The sequence below is a fragment of the Pseudomonas persica genome, from assembly GCF_900291015.1.
Classification (GTDB): Bacteria; Pseudomonadota; Gammaproteobacteria; order Pseudomonadales; family Pseudomonadaceae; genus Aquipseudomonas.
This window is the reverse complement of record NZ_OLKL01000008.1, coordinates 99,495-122,468: the sequence shown is the minus strand read 5'-3', so window position 1 is coordinate 122,468 and position 22,974 is coordinate 99,495. Positions and strand designations below refer to the sequence as shown.

Genomic DNA, 22,974 nt, shown 5'->3' with positions numbered 1-22,974 from the left:
GTGCTGGCTATTGCCGGGAACTGGACACTTGCCGTCGCTTTACGGCACACTCGCCGCGCTGTGTCGAATTGCCCTACAAATCCAAGGAATCCGCAGATGGCAACGCTACTGGTGCTCCACGGCCCCAACCTCAACCTGCTCGGTACCCGCGAGCCTGGCCATTACGGCGCCGTGACCCTGGCCCAGATCAACCAGGACCTGGAGCAACGTGCCCGCGCCGCGGGCCACCATCTGCAGTTCCTGCAGAGCAACGCCGAATACGAACTGATCGACCGCATTCATGCCGCACGCAACGAGGGTGTGGACTTCATCCTGATCAATCCGGCTGCTTTCACCCACACAAGCGTCGCATTACGTGACGCATTGCTTGCGGTGAGCATCCCATTCATCGAAGTGCACCTGTCCAACGTGCACAAACGCGAACCGTTCCGCCACCACTCCTACTTTTCCGATGTTGCCGTAGGGGTGATCTGCGGCCTGGGCGCCAGCGGTTATCGCCTGGCCCTGGAGTCCGCGCTGGAACAACTGGCTGCCAACGCACAGCCCAAATGATGAAAACCCTGGCCTCGATGGGCCAGGGTTCGAGAGAAACGTTTCAGATACGTTTTTTTGTATTTCGCCCCCTGACCGAACCTTTGGGAGTTGATGATTAATGGATATCCGTAAAGTCAAGAAACTGATCGAGCTGCTGGAAGAGTCTGGCATCGACGAACTGGAGATCAAGGAAGGCGAAGAGTCGGTCCGTATCAGCCGTCACAGCAAGACCCCAGCTGCCCAGCAGTTCTACGCACCTGCGCCGATGGCTGCCGCCCCTGCTGCTGCCCCGGTTGCCGCTGCTGCCCCAGCCGCCGAAGCCGCTGCTGCCGCCCCGGCCCTGAAAGGCACCGTGATCCGCTCGCCAATGGTAGGTACCTTCTACCGCAAGCCTTCGCCGACCTCGCCGAACTTCGCTGAAGTGGGCCAGACCGTGAAGAAAGGCGACACCCTGTGCATCGTCGAAGCCATGAAGATGATGAACCACATCGAAGCCGATGTTGGCGGTGTCATCGACGCCATCCTGGTAGAAGACGGCCAGCCGGTTGAGTTCGACCAGCCGCTGTTCACCGTCGTTTGAATCGCGGAGAACCAACGATGTCTGGGAAGCTCGAAAAAGTCCTGATCGCCAACCGCGGGGAAATTGCCCTGCGGATCCTGCGTGCCTGCAAAGAGCTGGGTATCAAGACCGTCGCCGTGCACTCCACCGCCGACCGTGAACTGATGCACCTGGGCCTGGCAGACGAGTCGGTCTGCATCGGCCCTGCATCGTCCAAGGATTCCTACCTGCATATCCCGGCGATCATCGCTGCCGCCGAAGTGACCGGCGCCACCGCGATCCACCCGGGCTACGGCTTCCTGGCGGAAAACGCCGACTTCGCCGAGCAGGTGGAAAAATCCGGTTTCGCCTTCATCGGCCCGAAAGCCGACACCATTCGCCTGATGGGTGACAAGGTTTCGGCCAAGGACGCGATGATCAAGTCGGGCGTACCGACCGTGCCTGGCTCCGATGGCCCGCTGCCGGAAGATGAAGAAGTCGCCCTGGCGATTGCCCGTGACGTCGGCTACCCGGTAATCATCAAGGCCGCCGGTGGCGGTGGTGGTCGCGGCATGCGCGTGGTGCACAAGGAAGAGGACCTGATTGCCTCGGCCAAGCTCACCCGTACCGAAGCCGGTGCAGCCTTCGGCAACCCGATGGTCTACCTGGAGAAGTTCCTGACCAACCCACGCCACGTGGAAGTACAGGTACTGTCCGACGGCCAGGGCAACGCCATCCACCTGGGCGACCGTGACTGCTCGCTGCAGCGCCGTCACCAGAAGGTGCTGGAAGAAGCGCCAGCCCCGGGTATCGACGAGAAAGCCCGTCAGGAAGTGTTCAAGCGCTGCGTCGATGCGTGCATCGAGATCGGCTACCGTGGTGCCGGTACTTTCGAGTTCCTGTACGAAAACGGCCGTTTCTACTTCATCGAGATGAACACCCGCGTGCAGGTTGAACACCCGGTGTCGGAGATGGTCACCGGTATCGACATCGTCAAGGAGATGCTGAGCATCGCCGCAGGCAACAAGTTGTCGTTCCGCCAGGAAGACGTGGTCATCCGTGGCCACTCGCTGGAGTGCCGTATCAACGCCGAAGACCCGAAGAAGTTCATCCCGAGCCCAGGCAAGGTCAAGCACTTCCACGCCCCGGGCGGCAACGGCGTGCGTGTGGATTCGCACCTGTACAGCGGTTACTCGGTTCCGCCGAACTACGATTCGCTGATCGGCAAGCTGATCACCTACGGCAAGGACCGCGACGAAGCCATGGCGCGCATGCGCAATGCCCTGGACGAGATCGTCGTCGACGGCATCAAGACCAACATCCCGCTGCACCGCGACCTGGTGCGTGATGAAGGTTTCTGCAAAGGCGGCGTCAACATTCACTACCTCGAGCACAAACTGGCTAACGAAAAGTGATCGAGTAGTGTGATGTACCGAAACCCCGGACTTGTGCCGGGGTTTTTTATTGCCTGTCAGGGCCTCCTCGCCGGCAAGCCAGCTCCGACAGGGATTGCACACGGCTTGAGGTCTATGCGGTCGAGGTGGGAGCTGGCTTGCCGGCGATTGGGCTGCAAAACAGCCCCAGGCCCTACCCCTTCATCCGCGGCATCTCGATGTGGTGCTCATGCACCCGCCGGTACAAGGTCGCCCGCGATATTCCCAGAGCCCGCGCCGCATCGGCCGGCTTCCAGCGATGGCGGATCAGTGCATCCAGCAACAACTGCCGCGCCGGGCACGACACCCCACTTTCAGCCGAGCCAACCGCTTCACCCCGCATCTCCTGCGGCAGGTCCTGCACCCGCACCTGCCCGCCCTCACTCACCGCACAGGCATAGCGCAACACCTGCCGCAGCTGGCGCAAATTCCCCGGCCAGCGGTAAACCAGCAGCGCCTGCAGCGCATCATCCGTCAACACCACCTCAACTCCACAGGCCTCGGCCTCCTCGCCCAGCAACTGGTGAATCAGCCCCAAGCGGTCCTCACGCTCGCGCAGCGGCGGTAGCTCGAAGCGGGCATTGGCCAGGCGGAAGTACAAATCCTCACGAAATCGCCCCTCCGCCACCATCGCCGCCAAATCGCGATGGGTCGCGCAAATCACCTGGATATCCACCCGCTGCCGCCGCGCCGCGCCCAGCGGCGCCACTTCCCCCTCGGCCAGCACACGCAGCAACCGGGTTTGCAGGTTCAGCGGCATGTCACCGATTTCGTCAAGGAACAGCGTGCCGCCATCGGCCTGCTGCAACAGCCCCTGCATACCTTTGCTGGAAGCCCCGGTGAAGGCCCCGGCCACGTAGCCGAACAGCTCGCTCTCGATCAGGCTTTCCGGAATGGCCGCGCAGTTCAGGGTGACAAACGGACCATCGCGACGCAGGCTTTGCTGGTGCAACTGGCGGGCGAACACCTCTTTGCCGGCCCCGGTCTCGCCTTGCACCAGCACCGCCAGGTTGCAGTCCTTGACCCGTGTGGCCAGCCGCAGGTGCTGCTCGATGCGGGCGTCCTGGGCCTGACGCAACGGCTGTACAGGCTGGCGCTGCCGCGGGGCGCTGACCCGGCCGTACAACCCACCCAAGCCCGGCAGGCGTTGCGCGGACGATGCGTTCACGCGGCGCAGCTGGTCCATGTCGAACAGCTCGCCAATGTGCTCGGGCAAACGCCCCAGGTGTTCCACCAGTTGCTGACGCGCCAGGCTGTTGATCGCCTGCAGGCGGCCATCGGCATCCCAGGCCAGCAGGTAGTCGGGCTGGCTTTCCACATAACCCGGCGTGCCATGGGCGCGCATCACCCAATGGCCCTGGGCGCTGTACATGAAGAAGGCATTTTCGATCTCGCGGGCGGTCTGCTCGACCAGTTGGCGGATCAGGTGCTGGCTGCGGCGGTCGTCCGGCGACTGCAAGGCCGAGACATCCACCACGCCCAGCAACTCGCCCAGCGGGTCGAACACCGGTGCCGCCGTACAGGTCAGGCCAATGAACGCAGCGCGGAAGTGGTCGCGCTTGTGCACCGTGACCGGGGCCTTGCTGGTCAACACCGCTGCCACGCCGCAGGTGCCCTCCTCGCCTTCCGACCAGCAGGTACCCAGGTACAGCCCGGCCTTGCGGCAGTCGTTGCGGATGGCCGACTCGACCCGGTAATCGATGGTGCGCCCCAGAGCGTCGGTGAGCAGCACGCAGTAGTCGGCACCGCGTACCCGCTCATGCAGGCGGGCCACGGCATCGCTGGCGATGCGCAGGAACAGTTCGGCGCGTTCGCGGCATTCGTTGAGCAGGCTTTGCGAGAGGATGCGCGGCCCCTGCTGGGATGCAGGGTCGAGGCGGTACAGCTCCATGGAACGGCGCCATGAATCGAGGATCAGCGGTGGCACCGGCACCTGCGGCAGGCGGTCGGCATTCTTCAGCACCCTGCTGACGCAGTCGACATGGGCTCGGGAGTTCGCGGCAAGCATTCAGGCCCTCCGGTTCTCGTTGCTGTTTTTATCGTTGTTCGGCCATTAAGCGCTTCCGGGCATGCCCCGACAAGCACTGTGTGATTACTGGCTGGCTTGAGACGCAGCGTCTCAGCGTCTCGGCAACGTATGCCCCGCGCTGGCACCGGGCGTCTCGCCAGCCAAACCATCTGCACCTGCCGGAGCGCAAGCAAACCGTTCTATTGCAACCACTTCAGCCAATTCAGAAGAAACTGGCACCGCGCTTGCTCCTGCCCTGGCAAACAAAAAACGAGGTGCGCCATGCCGCTACCCGCCCCGACCGTCGGGATCATTGCCAACCCAGCCTCTGGCCGCGACCTGCGCCGCCTGACCGCCAACGCCGGGCTCTATTCGAGCACCGACAAGGCCTCGGCGATCCAGCGCCTGCTCGCTGCCTTCGGTGCCACCGGGATCGGCCAGGTGCTGCTGCCCAGCGACATGACCGGCATCGCCGCCGCCGTGCTCAAGGCCAGCCAGGGCCCGGTCGCCCGTGACCAGCACTGGCCGGCCATCGAAATACTCGACCTGCCGCTGACCCAGACCGTTGCCGATACCCGCCTGGCTACCCGGCGCATGGTCGCACGCGGTGTGGCGATGATCGCCGTGCTCGGCGGCGATGGCACCCACAAGGCGGTTGCCGCCGAGGCTGGTGACGTACCGCTGCTGACCCTGTCTACCGGCACCAACAATGCCTTTCCCGAGCTGCGCGAAGCCACCAGTGCCGGCCTGGCTGGCGGCCTGCTCGCCAGCGCCCGGGTACCGGCCAGCATCGGCCTGCGCCGCAACAAGCGCCTGCTGGTGAAGGTGCCAGAGCAACAGCTTGCCGAATGGGCCCTGGTGGAGGTGGCGGTGTCGCCCCAGCGCTTCATCGGAGCTCGGGCACTCAGCCGCAGCGAGGACCTCTGCGAAGTCTTCGCCTGTTTCGCCGAACCCCATGCCATCGGCCTGTCGGCCCTGTGCGGCCTGTGGTGCCCGGTTTCGCGCCAGGAGCCGCACGGCGCCTGGGTACGCCTGAACCCCGGCGCCGAACAAGCGCTGCTCGCGCCGCTGGCGCCCGGCCTGCTGCAAGGCTGCGGCATCACCGCCAGCGGCCCGCTGACACCCGGCGTTTCCCATCGCCTGAGCCTGGCCAGCGGCACCCTGGCGCTGGACGGTGAACGCGAAATCGAATTTGCCGAGCACGACACCCCCACCATCACCCTCGATCACCAAGGCCCGTTGAGCGTGGACGTCGAGGCCGTGCTGGCGCATGCCGCCCGTCATCACCTGCTGGCCGTACCGCGCAGCCACCGGTTGCACCCTGCAAACCCGTGTTGAGACAACCCTGGAGAACAACAAGATGTCCAATCAACTCAGTACCGAACAATTGCTGCATGCCTATGAAGTGATGCGCACCATCCGCGCCTTCGAAGAACGCCTGCACGTGGAGTTCGCCACCGGCGAGATCCCCGGCTTCGTCCACCTGTATGCCGGCGAAGAGGCTTCCGCCGCCGGCGTCATGGCCCACCTGCGCGACAGCGACTGCATCGCCTCGACCCACCGTGGCCATGGCCACTGCATCGCCAAGGGTGTGGATGTATACGGCATGATGGCCGAGATCTACGGCAAGAAGACCGGCGTGTGCGGCGGCAAGGGTGGCTCCATGCACATCGCCGACCTGGAAAAGGGCATGCTCGGCGCCAACGGCATCGTCGGCGCCGGTGCTCCGCTGGTGGCCGGTGCGGCGCTGGCAGCCAAGCTCAAGGGCCGTGACGATGTGTCGGTGGCCTTCTTCGGCGACGGTGCCTCCAACGAAGGCGCCGTGTTCGAGGCCATGAACATGGCATCGATCATGAACCTGCCGTGCATCTTCGTCGCCGAGAACAACGGCTACGCCGAGGCCACCGCCTCCAACTGGTCGGTGGCCTGCGACCACATTGCCGACCGCGCCGCCGGTTTCGGCATGCCAGGCGTCACCATCGACGGTTTCGACTTCTTTGCCGTGTACGAGGCCGCCGGTGCCGCCATCGAGCGTGCCCGCTCCGGGCAAGGTCCCTCGCTGATCGAGGTCAAGCTCAGCCGCTATTACGGCCATTTCGAAGGCGATGCACAAACCTACCGCGCCCCCGATGAAGTGAAGAACCTGCGCGAATCCCGCGACTGCCTCATGCAGTTCCGCAACAAGACCACCCGCACCGGCCTGCTCACGACCGAGCAACTGGACGCCATCGACGCCCGCGTCGAGGACCTGATCGAAGACGCCGTGCGCCGCGCCAAGTCCGATCCCAAGCCACAGCCCGCCGACCTGCTCACCGACGTCTACGTCGCCTACCCCTGAGCCGCGGATTACAAGAACAACAGGAGAATCACCATGGCAAGAAAGATCAGCTACCAGCAGGCCATCAACGAAGCCCTGGCCCAGGAAATGCGCCGCGACAACACGGTGTTCATCATTGGCGAAGACGTCGCCGGCGGCGCCGGTGCCCCCGGCGAGGATGACGCCTGGGGTGGCGTGCTGGGCGTGACCAAGGGCCTGTACCACCAGTTCCCGGGGCGCGTGCTCGACGCGCCGCTGTCGGAAATCGGTTACGTCGGCGCCGCCGTCGGTGCCGCCACCCAGGGCCTGCGCCCGGTGTGCGAGCTGATGTTCGTCGACTTCGCCGGCTGCTGCCTGGACCAGATCCTCAACCAGGCCGCCAAGTTCCGCTACATGTTCGGCGGCAAGGCGGTCACCCCGCTGGTGATGCGCACCATGTACGGTGCCGGCCTGCGTGCGGCGGCCCAACACTCGCAGATGCTCACCTCGCTGTGGACACACATTCCCGGCCTGAAGGTGGTCTGCCCGTCCTCGCCGTACGATGCCAAGGGCCTGCTGATCCAGGCGATCCGCGACAACGACCCGGTGATCTTCTGCGAGCACAAGCTGCTGTACAGCATGCAAGGCGAGGTGCCGGAAGAGGTCTACACCGTGCCGTTCGGCGAAGCCAACTTCCTGCGCGATGGCGACGACGTGACCCTGGTCACCTATGGCCGCATGGTGCATGTGGCGCTGGAAGCCGCCAACAACCTGGCCCGCCAGGGTATCGACTGCGAGGTGCTGGACCTGCGCACCACCAGCCCGCTGGACGAAGACAGCATTCTGGAAAGCGTGGAAAAGACCGGCCGCCTGGTGGTGATCGACGAAGCCAACCCGCGTTGCTCCATGGCCACCGATATCAGCGCGCTGGTGGCACAGAAGGCCTTCGGTGCGCTCAGGGGCCCGATCGAAATGGTCACCGCCCCGCATACTCCTGTGCCGTTCTCCGATGCCCTGGAAGACCTGTACATCCCTGACGCGGCGAAGATCGAGGCTGCGGTACGTAAAGTGATCGAAGCTGCAAGGAGTGCCGCATGAGCCAGATCCATACCCTGACCATGCCCAAGTGGGGCCTGTCGATGACCGAGGGCCGGGTGGACACCTGGCTCAAGCAGGAAGGTGACGAAATCAACAAGGGCGACGAGGTGCTGGACGTCGAGACCGACAAGATCAGCAGCAGCGTCGAGGCGCCGTTCAGCGGTGTGCTGCGCCGTCTGGTAGCCCAGCCCGATGAGACCCTGCCGGTTGGCGCGCTGCTGGCGGTAGTGGTTGAAGGCGAAGCCGATGAGTCTGAGATCGATGCCGTGGTCCAGCGCTTCCAGGCCGAGTTCGTCGCCGAAGGTGGCACCGACCAGGCCCAGGGCCCAGCGCCGCAGAAGGCGCAAGTGGGCGGTCGCCTGCTGCGCTGGTTCGAGTTGGGCGAAGGCGGCACGCCGCTGGTGCTGGTGCACGGCTTTGGTGGTGACCTGAACAACTGGCTGTTCAACCACCCGGCGTTGGCAGCCGAGCGGCGGGTGATCGCCCTCGACCTGCCGGGGCATGGCGAGTCGGGCAAAGCCCTGCAACGCGGCGACCTGGATGAACTGAGCGAAACCGTGCTGGCCCTGCTCGACCACCTGGACATCGCCAAGGCCCACCTGGCCGGCCACTCCATGGGCGGCGCGGTCAGCCTGAACGTGGCGCGCCTGGCACCGCAGCGGGTGGCCAGCCTGAGCCTGGTGGCCAGCGCCGGGCTGGGCGAGGCGATCAACGGGCAGTACCTGCAAGGTTTTGTCACTGCCGCCAACCGCAATGCCCTCAAGCCGCAGATGGTGCAGCTGTTTGCCGACCCGGCCCTGGTCACCCGGCAGATGCTGGAGGACATGCTCAAGTTCAAGCGCCTGGAAGGGGTGGACGAAGCGTTGCGCCTGCTGGCATTGGCCATCGCCGAAGGCGACCGCCAGCGCCATGACCTGCGCGGGGTGCTGGGGCAGCATCCGGCATTGGTGGTGTGGGGCGGCAAGGACGCGATCATCCCCGCCAGTCATGCCGAAGGGCTGGAGGCTGAAGTGCTGGTACTGCCTGAGGCCGGCCACATGGTGCAGATGGAAGCGGCCGAACAGGTCAACCAGCAACTGCTCGCGTTCCTGCGCAAGCACTAAGCCTTTTCCGTGAGCCTGGAGAACAACAATGAACGACCTGAGCCACACCCACATGCGCGCCGCCGTCTGGCATGGCCGCAATGACATTCGCGTCGAACAGGTGCCCCTACCGGCCGATCCTGCGCCCGGATGGGTGCAGATCAAGGTGGACTGGTGCGGCATCTGCGGCTCCGACCTGCACGAATACGTCGCCGGCCCGGTATTCATCCCGGTGGAGGCACCGCACCCGCTGACCGGCATTCAGGGCCAGTGCATTCTCGGCCATGAGTTCTGCGGCCAGATTGCCAAGCTGGGTGAAGGCGTGGAAGGTTTTGCCGTCGGTGACCCGGTGGCTGCGGACGCCTGCCAACATTGCGGCACCTGCTACTACTGCACCCACGGCATGTACAACATCTGCGAGCGCCTGGCCTTCACCGGCCTGATGAACAACGGCGCCTTCGCCGAGTTGGTCAACGTGCCTGCCAACCTGCTGTATCGGCTACCGCAGGGCTTTCCGCCGGAGGCCGGGGCGCTGATCGAGCCGCTGGCGGTGGGCATGCATGCGGTGAAAAAGGCCGGTAGCCTGCTAGGCCAGACCGTGGTGGTGGTCGGCGCCGGCACCATCGGCCTGTGCACCATCATGTGTGCCAAGGCAGCGGGGGCGGCGCAGGTGATTGCCCTGGAAATGTCCTCGGCGCGCAAGGCCAAGGCTAAAGAAGTTGGCGCCAGCGTGGTGCTGGACCCCAGCCAGTGCGATGCCCTGGCAGAGATCCACAAGCTGACTGCCGGGCTGGGGGCGGATGTGAGTTTCGAATGCATCGGCAACAAGCACACGGCCAAGCTGGCCATCGACACTATCCGCAAGGCGGGCAAGTGCGTGCTGGTGGGGATATTCGAAGAACCCAGCGAGTTCAACTTCTTCGAACTGGTGTCCACCGAGAAACAGGTGCTGGGGGCGTTGGCCTACAACGGCGAGTTTGCCGATGTGATTGCCTTCATTGCCGATGGGCGTCTGGACATTCGCCCGCTGGTGACCGGGCGGATCGGGCTGGAGCAGATTGTCGAGCTGGGCTTTGAGGAGTTGGTGAACAATAAGGAGCAGAACGTGAAGATCATCGTTTCGCCGAGCATGCGCTGATTGCGTTCGCATCCTGTTCCTACAGGTACTGCATCAGCCGCAAAGGCAGCGCAGAAACCTGTGGGAGCGGGTTTACCCGCGAAGAAGGCCACACGGTGCATGGCACCGGCTTCGCCGGTGTTCGCGGGCACGCCCGCTCCCACAAGTACCGTACAAGGCTCAAGGGATGTAAGACATTTCCGAACCTGAGACCAAATGCTTCAGGTTGGATCATCTAGCGAATTATCCTACGAGCCTGTCGGAAGTCGCTCCATTGTCGGGGAAACACCTCAGGGATACCGTCGCAGGGTCGCCATGTTTGGTGACCGGGCGTGAGAAACCCGAAGATGTGTGATTGCGGCATTCGTCATGGCAGCCGTGCACGGGCAGGCTTAGGTCTGGCCGAGCTCACACGTCCTCGGGTTTCTCACCCCGTGCACGGTCGCCACCTTATCCCGTGAGAAAGGACGTAGTGGTGACTTTTTTCTGAACCGACGTGTGAGTTGTGATCATGAAAAAGATTGTCCCCGATCCACCGAAAACACTGACTTCCCGCCCCTTCTACACCATCAACCAGGACATGCCCTCGGTAGACGCCGTGATCCATGCTCTCCAGCTGATGACTGGCATCGAAGACACCCTGGACGAATACATCTGCGCCAATGCTGGTGAGCCAGGTATCAACATGCTGGTCAACGCGGTGCATCACGTACAGATGACCAAGGCGCTGGCCGAGTTGCTGTTGCATCGCCAGACCGGGGATATCACCTGGCATTGAGTCGAGTCGTCCGGCCTCATCGCCGGCAAGCCAGCTCCCACAGGTATTGCACAAGGCCCAAGGGGAGCACAAATCCTGTGGGAGCGGGTTTACCCGCGAAGAAGGCCACGCGGTGCATGGCACCGGCTTCGCCGGTGTTCGCGGCTAAAGCCCCCCACAGGGACCGCGCCAGTTTCAGATTCCAAGCAGCCAGTTACTCCTGCAAAAAGCTGGCGAAGCATGATTCATCTGCTTATGCCATGTCTGTCTCACCCCCCCCATTCTGCGGCATACTCGGCAGACCTATTGCCCGGTTCTCGCCATGCGTCCACTGCTCCCCATCACCCTGGTCCTGCTGCTCGCCGCCTGCGGCGACGGTGAATCGCTGCTCCCGCCGGACGCGCGCCTGCCTGATGGTGGGCGGTACCGGGGGCAGGTGGTCGATGGCCTGCTGCAAGGCGAGGGCCGCATCGACTACCCCAACGGCAGCTGGTACGCCGGCAGCTTCAAGGACGGCCAATGGCACGGCCAAGGTGAGTGGCACGGGCGCAACGGCGAGGTGTACCGCGGTCAGTTCGCCGCTGGGCTGTTCCAGGGGCTGGGTGAGCTGACCACCCCGGGCAGCCACTATGCCGGCACCTTCAGCCACGGCCGCCGCGACGGCGAAGGCACCCTCAAGCAAGCCGACCAGACCTACCGCGGCCAGTTCAAGGACGACCTGTACGAAGGCGCCGGCGAGCTGGAGCTGGCCGACGGCAGCCGTTACCAGGGCCTGTTCGCCAAGGGCAAGCCCAACGGTGCCGGGGTGCGCAGCGATGCCAGCGGCAACCAGTTCAGCGGCCGCTTCATCAACGGCCAGCTGGAAGGCAGTGGCACCTACGACAGCGTCGACGGCGAGCAGTACATCGGCGAGTTCAAGGACAATCGCCTGGAGGGCCGTGGCCGCTACGAAAACACCGAGGGTGATGTGTGGATCGGCGAATTCAAGGACGGCTCGCTGGTCGGTGAAGGCGAACTGCTGGGCAGCGACGGCAGCCACTACAAGGGCACCTTCGCCGACTGGCGCCTGTCGGGCCAGGGCAGCCTGCAACTGGCCGACGGCAGCAAGTACATCGGCGGCTTCCTCAACGACGCCTACCACGGCCAGGGCCAGCTGATCCTGGCCAACGGCAAGGTCGAAAGCGGCACCTGGAGCAACGGCGTGCGCGTACGCGACCAGAACGGCAAGCTGTTGCCCGACCCGTTGGACCTGGCTTTGCTCAATCAGGGCCGGCTGCTGGACGAGGCGCTGGCCCGGGTACCGCGCTCGGCGCCACCGGTCCAGCTCTACAGCCTGGTGGTAGCCGGCGATGGCCAGCAGAGCGTGTTCCTGCGCGAGGCCGACTACGTCAGCAACATGCTCAAGGTGCGCTTTGGCGCCCGTGGCCAGGTGACCCTGGTCAACCACCGCGACCACATGACCACCCGCCCCATGGCCACACGTGAGAACCTCACCCGCGCCGCCCGCACCCTGGCCGAGCGCAGCGGCCCCGAAGACCTGGTGTTCATCTACCTCACCAGCCATGGCAGCCATGACCACCAACTGGTGCTCGACCAGCCGCGCCTGCAACTGGCCGACCTGTCCGCCGACGAACTGGCCAGCGCCCTGGCGCCGCTGAAGGAGCGCGACAAGGTCATCGTCATATCCGCCTGCTATTCAGGGGGCTATATCGCCCCGCTCAAGGATGAGCGCACGCTGATCATGACCGCCGCCCGGGCCGACCGTGTGTCCTTCGGTTGCTCGGAAGAAGCCGATTTCACCTACTTTGGCGACGCCCTGTTCGCCGAAGCACTGAACCAGACCGACGACCTGAAACAGGCGTTTGAACTGGCGCGCGCCAGCGTTGCCGAAAGAGAACAAAGGGAAGGTTTCGAGGCCTCCGAACCGCAGCTGTGGGCGCCGCCGAGGGTGCTTGAGCACTGGCAGCACCTGCGCCGGCAGCAGGCCGAAGAAGCATTGCGTAACGCCGCACAGGCCAACGTGGGGGAACAGGCGGAAACGCCCGGCAGCCACTAAGCTTGTGTGTAACAAGGGAGAGACATCATGTATTTGACGCCTCAGCATGTCCTGCTTGCCGGTGCCACGGGTCTTACAGGTGAACACCTGCTCGACCGCCTGCTCAATGAGCCAACCATCACCCGCGTACTGGCGCCTACCCGCCGGCCACTGGCCGAGCACCCGCACCTGGAAAACCCGGTGGGCGACCCGGCGGTGTTCCTCCCACAGCTGGCCGGGCGAGTCGATATCGCCTATTGCTGCCTGGGCACCACGCTGAAGCAGGCCGGCTCCGAATCGGCCTTCCGTGCGGTGGACCTGGATATGGTAGTGGCGTTCAGCAAGCGTGCCCGGGAGTTGGGCGCGCGGCATCTGCTGGTGGTCAGTGCGTTGGGCGCCGACCCGAAATCGTCGATTTTCTACAACCGGGTCAAGGGCGAGATGGAAGAGGCACTCAAGGCCCAGGATTGGCCGCAGCTGACCATCGTGCGGCCGTCGTTGCTGCTGGGCGAGCGGGTCGAGCCGCGGCTCGGCGAACAGTTGGCTTCGCCGTTTTCCAAGCTGATACCCGGGAAGTATCGGGGGATCGAGGCTTGTACCCTGGCCCGCGCGCTGTGGCGGCTGGCCCTGGAGGAAGAAGACGGGGTGCGGATTGTGGAGTCGGATGAGTTGCGCAAGTTGGGCAAGATCTAGGCTTCACCTGCCAGGGCCTCTTCGCGGGTAAACCCGCTCCCACAGGGAACCCAGTGCATTCATGCTGGTGGTTATCCTGTTATGGCCCTATCGCCGGCAAGCCAGCTCCCACAGGCACTTCATCAGACCTGAGCACGGTGCAATCCTTGTGGGAGCGGGTTCACCCGCGAAAGGGCCCTCACAGGCCACCGGTGGCCTGAAAACCGACACCGGCCGCTGTGAGCAGCGACAACGGCAACAACAGGGTATCGAGCAGCATGCTCCCCGGCAGGTCCAGCCCCGGGTACGCCGGTGCTTCAGCCCCATACCGATCCCGCGGGCAGCACCCGCCATTGATCACATACAAATCCAGCCGGGTACCGGCATACACCACCGGCGCCCCGGGCTTGTTGGCATCCAGCGTACGCACCGTGGCACAGCCACCGAGCAGCACCAGCGCCAGCACCCCCGCCAGCACCCCCGCCAGCACTCGCTTCAATCATCCACCCCGAAATGGTGCTCACCCCAACGCGGCAACATGTCCTGGGGAATGTTCAGCAGGTTGAGAATGCGTGCGACGACAAAGTCGACCAGGTCGTCGATGGTCTGCGGCTGGTGATAAAAGCCCGGCGCTGCCGGCAGGATCACCGCGCCCATCTGCGACAGCTTGAGCATGTTCTCCAGGTGGATGGTGGAGAACGGCGCTTCGCGCGGCACCAGGATCAACTGGCGACGCTCCTTGAGGGTAACGTCGGCAGCACGCTCGATCAGGTTGTTGCAGGCACCGGTGGCAATCGCCGACAAGGTGCCAGTGGAACAAGGCACCACCACCATCGCTGCCGGCGCGCCGGAGCCCGAGGCCACCGGCGACATCCAGTCTTCCTTGCCATACACGCGGATCTGCCCGTCGGCGGCGCCGGTGTATTCGGTGAGGAAGGCCTGCATCGCCTGCGGCTTGGCTGGCAACACCACGTCGGTCTCGGTGGCCATCACCAGTTGCGCGGCCTTGGAGATCAGGAAGTGCACCTCGCGGTCCTCACGCACCAGGCAATCGAGCAGGCGCAGGCCATACTGGGCGCCCGAGGCGCCCGTCATGGCCAGGGTGATGCGTTCCGGCCCGCTCACTGCAGTGCCTCGGCCAGCTTGCCGTGCAGGCCGCCGAAGCCGCCGTTGCTCATGATCACTACATGGGTACCTGGGCGGGCCTGGCCCTTGACCCGCTCGATGATCGCTTCGAGGCTGTCGGCCACCACGCTGGGCACTTTGCATTGTGCGGCGGTGGCAGCCAGGTCCCAGCCAAGGTTGGCCGGGGCGTACCAGATCACCTGGTCGGCGTCGTTGACGCTTTCCGGCAGGCCGTCACGGTGGGCACCGAGCTTCATCGAGTTGGAGCGCGGCTCGATCACGGCGATCACCGGGGCCTCGCCAACGCGCTTGCGCAGGCCGTCGAGGGTGGTGGCGATGGCGGTCGGGTGGTGGGCGAAGTCATCGTAGATGGTCACGCCCTGTACTTCAGCAACCTTCTCCATGCGCCGCTTGACGCTCTTGAAGGCGCTCAGGCCTTCGATGCCCATGGCTGGCACCACGCCTACATGGCGCGCGGCTGCCAGGGTGGCCAAGGCATTGGCGACGTTGTGCTGGCCAGTCAGCGCCCAATCCACCACGCCCTGCACTTCGCCATCGAACAGCACTTCGAAGCGCGAGCCGTCGGGGCTGAGCAGGCGGGCTTGCCACTGGCCACCTTCGCCGGTGGTCTGCACCGGGGTCCAGCAGCCCATGCCGATCACCCGCTCCAGCGCCTGTTCGGTGGTGGGGTGGATGACCAGGCCTTCGCCGGGAATGGTGCGCACCAGGTGGTGGAACTGCCGCTCGATCGAGGCCAGGTCAGGGAAGATGTCCGCATGGTCGAACTCAAGGTTGTTGAGGATCGCCGTGCGTGGGTGGTAATGCACGAACTTCGAGCGCTTGTCGAAGAATGCACTGTCGTACTCGTCGGCCTCGACCACGAAGAACGGCGTATCGCCCAAACGGGCCGACACCGAGAAGTTCTGCGGCACACCGCCGATCAGGAAACCCGGGCTCATGCCGGCGTGTTCCAGCACCCAGGCCAGCATGCTGCTGGTGGTGGTCTTGCCGTGGGTACCGGCAACGGCCAGCACCCAGCGGCCTTGCAGCACGTGGTCGGCCAGCCACTGCGGGCCGGAAACATAGGGCAGGCCCTTGTTCAGCACGTACTCCACCGCCGGGTTACCACGCGACATGGCGTTACCGATGACCACCAGGTCTGGCGCCGGGTCCAGCTGGGCCGGGTCATAGCCTTGGGTCAGCTCGATGCCCTGGGCTTCGAGTTGGGTGCTCATCGGGGGATAGACGTTGGCGTCCGAGCCAGTGACGCGGTGGCCAAGTTCCTTGGCCAGCACCGCCAGCGAGCCCATGAAAGTACCGCAAATACCGAGAATGTGAATATGCATGGTCGACCTCGCAAAACATCGAGGCAGGGTAGCCCAGGGCGCGACAAATCGCACCAGATGTTTCGCTCAGCCAGCTCTGGTGATGCCGTGTTTGCGCAGTTTTCGATACAAGGTATTGCGGCTGATGCCCAAGTGCTCGGCGACACGCGTGAGGTGCCAGTGTTTTGCCTCCAGGATGGCTAGCAAGGTATGGCGCTCGGCATCCTCCAACAGGGCCGACCCTATCGCCGGCAAGCCAGCTCCCACAGGGATAGCGCCTGGCTTGGGGTCGATGCGGTCGAGGTGGGAGCTGGCTTGCCGGCGATTGAGGGCGAAGCCCTCGCAGATCACTGCCGGCAAGTCTGAGAACAGGATGCAGCCCTCCTCGCACAGCGCTACTAGCGTGCGCAGCACATTGCGCATCTGCCGCACATTCCCGGGCCAGGCGAAGTCGAGCAGTGCCTGGCGCGCCCTTGGCTCGATATCGATCAGCTGCCCCTGCGCCTCCTGACGCAGCAGAAAGTCCAGCAACTGCGCCTTGTCACTGCGCTCGCGCACCGCCGGCAATGCCACCTCCAGGCCATTGAGCCGGTAATACAGGTCCTCGCGGAAACTGCCCTGCGCCACCCGTTCCAGCAGGTCACGGTGGGTAGCACTGACAATACGCACGTCAACCGCCTGCGGCTCGCCACCGATCGGCACCACCTGGCGTTCCTCCAGCACACGCAGCAGGCGGGTTTGCAGGGCCAGCGGCATGTCGCCAATCTCGTCCAGCAGCAAGGTGCCGCCGTCGGCCTGCAGCAGCTTGCCGCGCATGCCTTCCTTGCGCGCACCGGTAAAGCTGCCGCCGCGGTAACCGAACAGTTCGCTCTCGATCAGGCTCTCCGGGATCGACGCGCAGTTGATGGCGACGAACGGCTTGCCGCGCCGCTCGCTGGCCTGGTGCACGGCCTGGGCGAAGGCCTCCTTGCCGCAGCCGGTCTCGCCGCGCAGCAGCAACGGCACATCGCGCTCGAACACCCGCACGCTACGGCGGAAGTCGTTCTGCAAGGCCGGGTCGAGCAGGCAGACAAGCGGCTCCACCTCCCGCGCGGGTCGTGGCTGGGCGGCTGGCACCGACCATACCGGCGCGCGCGCCTGGCCACGCAGGCTGGCAAACACCTGGCGCCCGTCCAGGGTATGCAGCGGCCAGGCCGTGCTGCCAGCGGGCGTGGCGCGGCTGAACAGTTCATCGTGGCTGCAAGCGAAAAAGCGTTCCAGCGGTTTGCCCAGCACGCCACCACGCACCGTGCCCAGCAGGTTCAGTGCGCTCTGGTTGGCGGCGCAGATGCGCCCGTCACCGTCGAAGGCCAGCAGGCCTTCGCTGAACAGGCCGACCGACTCGGCCTGCAAGTGAAAACGCAGCAGCCATTGCTGTTCGAAATGGCGCAGGAAGTAGCAGCTTTCGATCATCTTCGCCGACAGGTTGACCAGGGCCATGGTGTGGAACTGGCTCTGCCGGGAAACGTCGGGCCGTGTCGAAGACACATCCAGCACCGCCAGCAACTCGCCATGCGGGTCGAACACCGGGCTGGCCGAGCAGGTCAGGCCGGTGTGGCGACCACGGAAGTGCTCGTTCTGGTGAATAGTCAGCGCCTGGCGCTCGACCAGGCAGGTGCCGATGCCGTTGGTGCCCTCGCGCGCCTCGCTCCAGTCAGCGCCCAGCCACAGCCCGGCGCGCTCGAAGCTGCGCCGCTCGGTCGGGGCGCTGACGCAGTTGAGGATCACCCCGCGGGCGTCGGTCAGCAGTACCGCATGGCCAGCCCCGGAAAGCTGCTGGTGCAAGCTGTTCATTTCATGGTCGGCAATCTGCAGCACTTGGCGTAGGCGCTCGCGGCTTTCCAGCAGGCGCCCATGTTCGAGCACCACCGGGGCCTCGATCACCGTGGGGTCGAGGTGATAGTCCTCCAGGCAGCGCAGCCAGGAGCGGGCAATGGACGGGTCACTGCCGCCCTCCCCGGGGCCGCCATGGGCAACGCTGTGGACTTGCCGGGCATGGCGACTTAAATGATTGCTCTGCATTGTTGTAGTTCTCCGCAGATAGAGAGTCCCGCCAGCATCCTCCACCCGCGAAGGCTTTGCAATGCACGCGCCGGTGACGTGTCGCAAATGGCACAAAGTGTCACCCCTGCACGTACCGCCAGTGGCACAGCGGTAGTTGCCCAAGCCAGCAGAACTGACCCAAGTCATTGATTTTTCTGGTACTGACAACGCTGGCCCAACCTTTGCTCTACGCTTTTCAACTCCCTAACAAACACAATAGCCAGGAGACACACCATGCGTTACGCACATCCCGGTACCGAAGGCGCAAAGGTTTCCTTCAAGAGCCGCTACGGCAACTACATCGGTGGTGAGTTCGTTCCTCCGGTAAAGGGTGAGTACTTCACCAACACTTCCCCGGTGAACGGCCAGCCGATCGCCGAATTCCCCCGCTCCACTGCCGAAGACATCGAAAAAGCCCTGGATGCCGCCCATGCCGCTGCCGACGCCTGGGGCCGCACCTCGGTACAGGACCGCTCCAATGTCCTGCTGAAGATCGCCGACCGTATCGAACAGAACCTCGAACTGCTGGCCATTACCGAAACCTGGGACAACGGCAAGCCGATCCGCGAAACCCTGAATGCCGACATTCCGCTGGCGGTTGACCACTTCCGCTACTTCGCTGGCTGCATCCGCGCCCAGGAAGGCGGCGCCGCGGAAATCAACGAAGGCACCGTGGCCTACCACATCCACGAGCCACTGGGCGTGGTCGGGCAGATCATCCCGTGGAACTTCCCGATCCTGATGGCCGCCTGGAAGCTCGCCCCGGCCCTGGCCGCCGGCAACTGCGTGGTGCTCAAGCCGGCCGAACAGACCCCGCTGGGCATCACCGTGCTACTGGAAGTGATCGGTGACCTGCTGCCAAAAGGCGTGCTCAACGTGGTGCAAGGCTATGGCCGCGAAGCCGGTGAAGCACTGGCCACCAGCAAGCGCATCGCCAAGATTGCCTTCACCGGCTCCACCCCGGTTGGCTCGCACATCATGAAATGCGCGGCCGAGAACATCATCCCGTCCACCGTAGAACTGGGAGGCAAGTCGCCGAACGTATACTTCGAAGACATCATGCAAGCCGAGCCAAGCTTCATCGAGAAGGCGGCCGAAGGCATGGTGCTGGCGTTCTTCAACCAGGGCGAAGTCTGCACCTGCCCGTCGCGGGCACTGGTACAGGAGTCGATCTACCCGCAGTTCATGGAAGTGGTGATGAAGAAGGTGCTGCAGATCAAGCGCGGCGACCCACTGGACACCGACACCATGGTCGGCGCCCAGGCCTCGCAACAGCAGTTCGAGAAGATCCTGTCGTACCTCGACATCGCCCAGAAGGAAGGCGCCGAACTGCTGACCGGCGGCAAGGTGGAAAAACTGGAAGGCTCGCTGGCCACCGGTTACTACATCCAGCCGACCCTGCTCAAAGGCAACAACAAGATGCGCGTGTTCCAGGAAGAAATCTTCGGCCCGGTGGTCAGCGTCACCACCTTCAAGGACGAAGCCGAAGCGCTGGCGATCGCCAACGACACCGAGTTCGGCCTGGGTGCCGGCGTGTGGACCCGCGACATCAACCGGGCCTACCGCATGGGCCGTGGGATCAAGGCTGGCCGTGTGTGGACCAACTGCTACCACCTGTACCCGGCGCATGCCGCGTTCGGTGGCTACAAGAAGTCCGGGGTCGGGCGTGAGACGCACAAGATGATGCTCGATCACTATCAGCAGACCAAGAACCTGCTGGTGAGCTACGACATTAATCCGTTGGGCTTCTTCTAAACCGCATCCCTTCTTCGCGGGTAAACCCGCTCCCACAGGTACTGCACTGGCTTCAAGTGCTGTACACCCCCTGTGGGAGCGGGTTCACCCGCGAAGAGGCCAGACCTGTGAATACAAAACCCAAAGCGGTAACCGTGCACCAACCGCTCTGGCTCGCTTCCTGCACGACCCATCACCAGCGGCCCGGAACCGGTCCGGCCACCAAGAAAAACAACAGGTGAATCTATGCCAAGCGATCATTCCGCCGGCTCGCCGGCAGGCTCTTCCGTCGACTTCGAAAAAGTCGGCTCGGACTACTTCCAGCAACGTGAACTGAAAAAAGGCGCCGCCGGCTGGGTCCTGCTGGTCGGCCTCGGCGTAGCCTATGTCATCTCCGGCGACTACGCCGGCTGGAACTTCGGCCTGGCCCAAGGCGGCTGGGGCGGCATGTTCCTCGCCACCCTGCTGATGGCCACCATGTACCTGTGCATGTGCTTCTCGCTAGCCGAGCTGTCGTCGATGATCCCCACCGCAGGCGGCGGCTACGGCTTTGCCCGTAGCGCCTTCGGCCCCTGGGGCGGCTTCCTCACCGGCACGGCGATCCTCATCGAGTACGCCATCGCCCCCGCCGCCATCGCAGTGTTCATCGGCGCCTACTGCCAGTCGCTGTTCGGCATCGGCGGCTGGATGATCTACCTGGCGTTCTACATCGTGTTCATCGGCATCCACATCTTTGGCGTGGGTGAGGCGTTGAAGCTGATGTTCATCATCACCGCCATCGCCGCCATCGCCCTGGCCGTGTTCCTGGTGAGCATGGTGCCCCATTTTGATGCAGCCAACCTGTTCGACATCGCCAAAACGGACGCCGTGGGCGCCAGCAGTTTCCTGCCGTTCGGCTATGTCGGCGTGTGGGCGGCCATCCCCTACGCCATCTGGTTCTTCCTCGCCGTAGAGGGCGTGCCGCTGGCCGCCGAAGAAACCAAGAACCCCAAGCGCGACCTGCCACGCGGCCTGATCGGCGCCATGCTGGTGCTGCTGGCCTTCGCCCTGCTGATCCTGGTAGTCGGCCCCGGCGGCGCAGGCTCCGAAGCGCTGAAAGCATCCGGCAACCCACTGGTCGAAGCACTGTCCAAGGCCTACGGTGGTAGCACCTGGATGGGCGGCTTCGTCAACCTGGTCGGCCTGGCCGGGCTGATCGCCAGCTTCTTCTCGATCATCTACGCCTACTCCCGGCAGATCTTCGCCCTGTCGCGTGCCGGCTACCTGCCGCGCAAACTGTCGGAAACCAACAAGAGCAAGGCCCCGGTACTGGCCCTGGTCATCCCCGGGATCATCGGCTTTGCCCTGTCGCTGACTGGCCAGGGTGACCTGCTGATCCTGGTGGCGGTGTTCGGCGCGACCCTGTCGTACGTGCTGATGATGGCCGCGCACATCACCCTGCGCATCCGCCGGCCGAAGATGGAGCGCCCATACCGCACCCCCGGTGGCATCTTCACCTCGGGCGTGGCCCTGGTGCTGGCCTGCATCGCCGTGGTCGCCGGTTTCCTGGTCGACCCGCGGGTGGTGATTGGCGCCGCAGTGATCTATGCGGTATTAATTGCCTACTTTGCTTTCTACAGCCGCCACCATCTGGTCGCGGGTACACCGGAAGAGGAATTCGCCGCGATCCAGAAGGCCGAAGAGGCCCTGCACTGATCGCCGCCACCCGCCGCGGGGCAACCCGCGGCTCTGGAGAGTCTGTATGGCAAGTTTCGTACACACGGTCGGCCACCTGGTCTACCGCTTCGACAGCCTCAAGGAAGTGATGGCCAAGGCCAGCCCCGCCCGCTCGGGGGACTACCTGGCGGGCGTTGCGGCCAGCAACGACGGCGAACGGGTCGCCGCGCAGATGGCCCTGGCCAATATCCCGCTGACGCATTTCCTCAACGAAGCGCTGATCCCTTACGAAGATGATGAAGTAACACGTCTGATCATCGACACTCACGATGCCCAGGCCTTCGCCCCGGTCAGCCACCTGACCGTGGGTGGCCTGCGCGACTGGCTGCTGAGCGAAGAGGCCAACGAGGACAGCCTGCGCAGCCTGGCGCCCGGGCTGACGCCGGAAATGGCCGCAGCGGTGTCGAAGATCATGCGTGTGCAGGACCTGGTGCTGGTGGCGCAGAAGATCCGCGTGGTCACCCGGTTCCGTGGCACCATGGGCCTGCGCGGGCGCCTGTCGACCCGGCTGCAGCCCAACCACCCGACCGATGAGCCGGCCGGCATCGCCGCCAGCATTCTCGACGGCCTGCTGTACGGCAACGGCGACGCCATGATCGGCATCAACCCGGCCACCGACAGCATCGCCTCGATCTGCGCCCTGCTGGAAATGCTCGATGCCATCATCCAGCGCTACGACATCCCCACCCAGGCCTGCGTGCTGACCCACGTCACCACCTCGATCGAGGCGATCAACCGTGGCGTGCCACTGGACCTGGTATTCCAGTCCATCGCCGGCACCGAGGCGGCCAACGCCGGGTTCGGCATCAACCTGAACGTGCTGCAGGAAGGCTACGAAGCGGGCCTGTCGCTGAAACGCGGCACCCTCGGGCAGAACCTGATGTACTTCGAAACCGGCCAGGGCAGCGCGCTGTCGGCCAACGCCCACCACGGCGTCGACCAGCAAACCTGTGAAACCCGCGCCTATGCCGTGGCCCGTCACTTCAAGCCGTTCCTGGTCAACACCGTGGTCGGTTTCATCGGCCCGGAGTACCTGTACAACGGCAAGCAGATCATCCGCGCCGGCCTTGAAGACCACTTCTGCGGCAAGCTGCTGGGGGTGCCGATGGGTTGCGACATCTGCTACACCAACCACGCCGAAGCCGACCAGGACGACATGGACACCCTGCTGACCCTGCTGGGCGTGGCCGGGATCAACTTCATCATGGGCATCCCCGGCTCCGACGACATCATGCTCAACTACCAGACCACCTCGTTCCACGACGCGCTGTACGCGCGCCAGACCCTGGGCCTGAAGCCAGGGCCGGAATTCGAGGCTTGGCTGGCCCGCACCGGCATCTTCACCCAGGCCGATGGCCGGGTGCGCTTCGGTGACAACCTGCCGCCGGCCTTCCGCCAGGCCTTGGCCCAGCTTGCATAGGG

The 22,974-nt window shown here is 64.4% G+C and carries 19 protein-coding genes; 14 read left to right on the top strand and 5 right to left on the bottom strand.

The window, feature by feature from the left end; all coding sequences use genetic code 11:
• The first annotated feature begins 96 nt into the window (after nucleotides 1-96).
• The 3 genes from aroQ to accC all read left to right on the top strand — a co-directional run bounded on the left by aroQ (nucleotide 97) and on the right by accC (nucleotide 2,487).
• On the top strand, nucleotides 97-552 hold the full coding sequence (gene aroQ / locus FQ664_RS03315; RefSeq protein ID WP_144170389.1) for a type II 3-dehydroquinate dehydratase: 456 nt from the start codon (nucleotides 97-99) through the stop codon (nucleotides 550-552).
• Between the two features lie 100 nt (nucleotides 553-652).
• Entirely contained in the window at nucleotides 653-1,114 is a 462-nt protein-coding gene (accB, locus tag FQ664_RS03310; RefSeq protein WP_112254132.1) for an acetyl-CoA carboxylase biotin carboxyl carrier protein, read from the top strand.
• Between the two features lie 17 nt (nucleotides 1,115-1,131).
• Nucleotides 1,132-2,487, top strand: coding sequence for an acetyl-CoA carboxylase biotin carboxylase subunit (accC, locus tag FQ664_RS03305; protein ID WP_144170388.1), 1,356 nt, complete (start codon nucleotides 1,132-1,134; stop codon nucleotides 2,485-2,487).
• 172 nt (nucleotides 2,488-2,659) lie between these two features.
• Here the strand turns inward: accC and FQ664_RS03300 are convergent, their stop codons facing one another.
• Complete coding sequence (locus FQ664_RS03300) at nucleotides 2,660-4,513, bottom strand: sigma-54-dependent Fis family transcriptional regulator (protein WP_144170387.1); 1,854 nt, start codon at nucleotides 4,511-4,513, stop codon at nucleotides 2,660-2,662.
• 282 nt (nucleotides 4,514-4,795) lie between these two features.
• Here FQ664_RS03300 and FQ664_RS03295 point away from each other — a divergent pair, with 282 nt between their 5' ends.
• From FQ664_RS03295 to FQ664_RS03250, 8 genes are all read left to right on the top strand, one after another.
• Nucleotides 4,796-5,851 (top strand): ATP-NAD kinase family protein, encoded by a 1,056-nt coding sequence (locus FQ664_RS03295; RefSeq protein ID WP_144170386.1) that lies wholly within the window; start codon nucleotides 4,796-4,798, stop codon nucleotides 5,849-5,851.
• Nucleotides 5,852-5,873: 22 nt separating this feature from the next.
• The gene (locus tag FQ664_RS03290; RefSeq protein ID WP_144170385.1) at nucleotides 5,874-6,851 is read left to right on the top strand and encodes a thiamine pyrophosphate-dependent dehydrogenase E1 component subunit alpha; all 978 of its coding nucleotides are present in this window, start codon (nucleotides 5,874-5,876) and stop codon (nucleotides 6,849-6,851) included.
• A gap of 33 nt (nucleotides 6,852-6,884) precedes the next feature.
• Complete coding sequence (locus FQ664_RS03285) at nucleotides 6,885-7,907, top strand: alpha-ketoacid dehydrogenase subunit beta (RefSeq protein WP_085693246.1); 1,023 nt, start codon at nucleotides 6,885-6,887, stop codon at nucleotides 7,905-7,907.
• Nucleotides 7,904-9,010, top strand: coding sequence for an acetoin dehydrogenase dihydrolipoyllysine-residue acetyltransferase subunit (locus FQ664_RS03280; RefSeq protein WP_144170384.1), 1,107 nt, complete (start codon nucleotides 7,904-7,906; stop codon nucleotides 9,008-9,010). Before FQ664_RS03285 ends, FQ664_RS03280 begins: the two co-directional genes overlap by 4 nt.
• Before the next feature lie 52 nt (nucleotides 9,011-9,062).
• Nucleotides 9,063-10,127: a 2,3-butanediol dehydrogenase gene (locus FQ664_RS03275; protein ID WP_256675819.1), complete on the top strand. Its 1,065-nt coding sequence runs from the start codon at nucleotides 9,063-9,065 to the stop codon at nucleotides 10,125-10,127.
• 490 nt (nucleotides 10,128-10,617) lie between these two features.
• Nucleotides 10,618-10,884, top strand: coding sequence for a hypothetical protein (locus tag FQ664_RS03265; RefSeq protein WP_144170382.1), 267 nt, complete (start codon nucleotides 10,618-10,620; stop codon nucleotides 10,882-10,884).
• A gap of 301 nt (nucleotides 10,885-11,185) precedes the next feature.
• Nucleotides 11,186-12,919, top strand: a complete 1,734-nt coding sequence (locus FQ664_RS03255; RefSeq protein WP_144170381.1) for a C13 family peptidase — start codon at nucleotides 11,186-11,188, stop codon at nucleotides 12,917-12,919.
• Nucleotides 12,920-12,946: 27 nt separating this feature from the next.
• Nucleotides 12,947-13,591 carry an oxidoreductase gene (locus tag FQ664_RS03250; protein WP_144170380.1) on the top strand — a complete coding sequence of 215 codons (645 nt, stop codon included), beginning with the start codon at nucleotides 12,947-12,949 and terminating at the stop codon, nucleotides 13,589-13,591.
• A gap of 178 nt (nucleotides 13,592-13,769) precedes the next feature.
• Here the strand turns inward: FQ664_RS03250 and FQ664_RS03245 are convergent, their stop codons facing one another.
• The 4 genes from FQ664_RS03245 to FQ664_RS03230 form a co-directional block, all read right to left on the bottom strand.
• Nucleotides 13,770-14,057: a YceK/YidQ family lipoprotein gene (locus tag FQ664_RS03245; protein WP_144170426.1), complete on the bottom strand. Its 288-nt coding sequence runs from the start codon at nucleotides 14,055-14,057 to the stop codon at nucleotides 13,770-13,772.
• Between the two features lie 8 nt (nucleotides 14,058-14,065).
• The gene (gene ubiX, locus FQ664_RS03240; protein WP_013970698.1) at nucleotides 14,066-14,695 is read right to left on the bottom strand and encodes a flavin prenyltransferase UbiX; all 630 of its coding nucleotides are present in this window, start codon (nucleotides 14,693-14,695) and stop codon (nucleotides 14,066-14,068) included.
• Nucleotides 14,692-16,041: a UDP-N-acetylmuramate:L-alanyl-gamma-D-glutamyl-meso-diaminopimelate ligase gene (mpl, locus tag FQ664_RS03235; protein ID WP_144170379.1), complete on the bottom strand. Its 1,350-nt coding sequence runs from the start codon at nucleotides 16,039-16,041 to the stop codon at nucleotides 14,692-14,694. The genes ubiX and mpl overlap by 4 nt, the downstream gene beginning before the upstream one ends.
• A gap of 66 nt (nucleotides 16,042-16,107) precedes the next feature.
• A complete protein-coding gene (locus FQ664_RS03230; RefSeq protein WP_144170378.1) occupies nucleotides 16,108-18,081 on the bottom strand; it encodes a sigma-54-dependent Fis family transcriptional regulator in 1,974 nt (657 codons plus the stop codon).
• Between the two features lie 255 nt (nucleotides 18,082-18,336).
• Between FQ664_RS03230 and exaC the strand changes: the two genes are divergently transcribed.
• The 3 genes from exaC (at nucleotide 18,337) to FQ664_RS03215 (ending at nucleotide 22,972) form a co-directional block, all read left to right on the top strand.
• The gene (gene exaC / locus FQ664_RS03225; protein ID WP_144170377.1) at nucleotides 18,337-19,857 is read left to right on the top strand and encodes an acetaldehyde dehydrogenase ExaC; all 1,521 of its coding nucleotides are present in this window, start codon (nucleotides 18,337-18,339) and stop codon (nucleotides 19,855-19,857) included.
• Between the two features lie 225 nt (nucleotides 19,858-20,082).
• The gene (eat, locus tag FQ664_RS03220) at nucleotides 20,083-21,531 is read left to right on the top strand and encodes an ethanolamine permease (protein ID WP_133970084.1); all 1,449 of its coding nucleotides are present in this window, start codon (nucleotides 20,083-20,085) and stop codon (nucleotides 21,529-21,531) included.
• A 46-nt stretch (nucleotides 21,532-21,577) separates the two neighbouring features.
• Complete coding sequence (locus FQ664_RS03215; protein WP_013970694.1) at nucleotides 21,578-22,972, top strand: ethanolamine ammonia-lyase subunit EutB; 1,395 nt, start codon at nucleotides 21,578-21,580, stop codon at nucleotides 22,970-22,972.
• The last annotated feature ends 2 nt before the right edge of the window (nucleotides 22,973-22,974 follow it).

Excerpts from the sequence above, each read along its gene's own strand:
- aroQ (WP_144170389.1), top strand. The coding sequence starts at position 97 with ATGGCAACGCTACTGGTGCTCCACGGCCCCAACCTCAACCTGCTCGGT.
- accB (WP_112254132.1), top strand. The coding sequence starts at position 653 with ATGGATATCCGTAAAGTCAAGAAACTGATCGAGCTGCTGGAAGAGTCT.
- accC (WP_144170388.1), top strand. The coding sequence starts at position 1,132 with ATGTCTGGGAAGCTCGAAAAAGTCCTGATCGCCAACCGCGGGGAAATT.
- FQ664_RS03300 (WP_144170387.1), bottom strand. The coding sequence starts at position 4,513 with ATGCTTGCCGCGAACTCCCGAGCCCATGTCGACTGCGTCAGCAGGGTG.
- FQ664_RS03295 (WP_144170386.1), top strand. The coding sequence starts at position 4,796 with ATGCCGCTACCCGCCCCGACCGTCGGGATCATTGCCAACCCAGCCTCT.
- FQ664_RS03290 (WP_144170385.1), top strand. The coding sequence starts at position 5,874 with ATGTCCAATCAACTCAGTACCGAACAATTGCTGCATGCCTATGAAGTG.
- FQ664_RS03285 (WP_085693246.1), top strand. The coding sequence starts at position 6,885 with ATGGCAAGAAAGATCAGCTACCAGCAGGCCATCAACGAAGCCCTGGCC.
- FQ664_RS03280 (WP_144170384.1), top strand. The coding sequence starts at position 7,904 with ATGAGCCAGATCCATACCCTGACCATGCCCAAGTGGGGCCTGTCGATG.
- FQ664_RS03275 (WP_256675819.1), top strand. The coding sequence starts at position 9,063 with ATGCGCGCCGCCGTCTGGCATGGCCGCAATGACATTCGCGTCGAACAG.
- FQ664_RS03265 (WP_144170382.1), top strand. The coding sequence starts at position 10,618 with ATGAAAAAGATTGTCCCCGATCCACCGAAAACACTGACTTCCCGCCCC.
- FQ664_RS03255 (WP_144170381.1), top strand. The coding sequence starts at position 11,186 with ATGCGTCCACTGCTCCCCATCACCCTGGTCCTGCTGCTCGCCGCCTGC.
- FQ664_RS03250 (WP_144170380.1), top strand. The coding sequence starts at position 12,947 with ATGTATTTGACGCCTCAGCATGTCCTGCTTGCCGGTGCCACGGGTCTT.
- mpl (WP_144170379.1), bottom strand. The coding sequence starts at position 16,041 with ATGCATATTCACATTCTCGGTATTTGCGGTACTTTCATGGGCTCGCTG.
- FQ664_RS03230 (WP_144170378.1), bottom strand. The coding sequence starts at position 18,081 with ATGCAGAGCAATCATTTAAGTCGCCATGCCCGGCAAGTCCACAGCGTT.
- exaC (WP_144170377.1), top strand. The coding sequence starts at position 18,337 with ATGCGTTACGCACATCCCGGTACCGAAGGCGCAAAGGTTTCCTTCAAG.
- eat (WP_133970084.1), top strand. The coding sequence starts at position 20,083 with ATGCCAAGCGATCATTCCGCCGGCTCGCCGGCAGGCTCTTCCGTCGAC.
- FQ664_RS03215 (WP_013970694.1), top strand. The coding sequence starts at position 21,578 with ATGGCAAGTTTCGTACACACGGTCGGCCACCTGGTCTACCGCTTCGAC.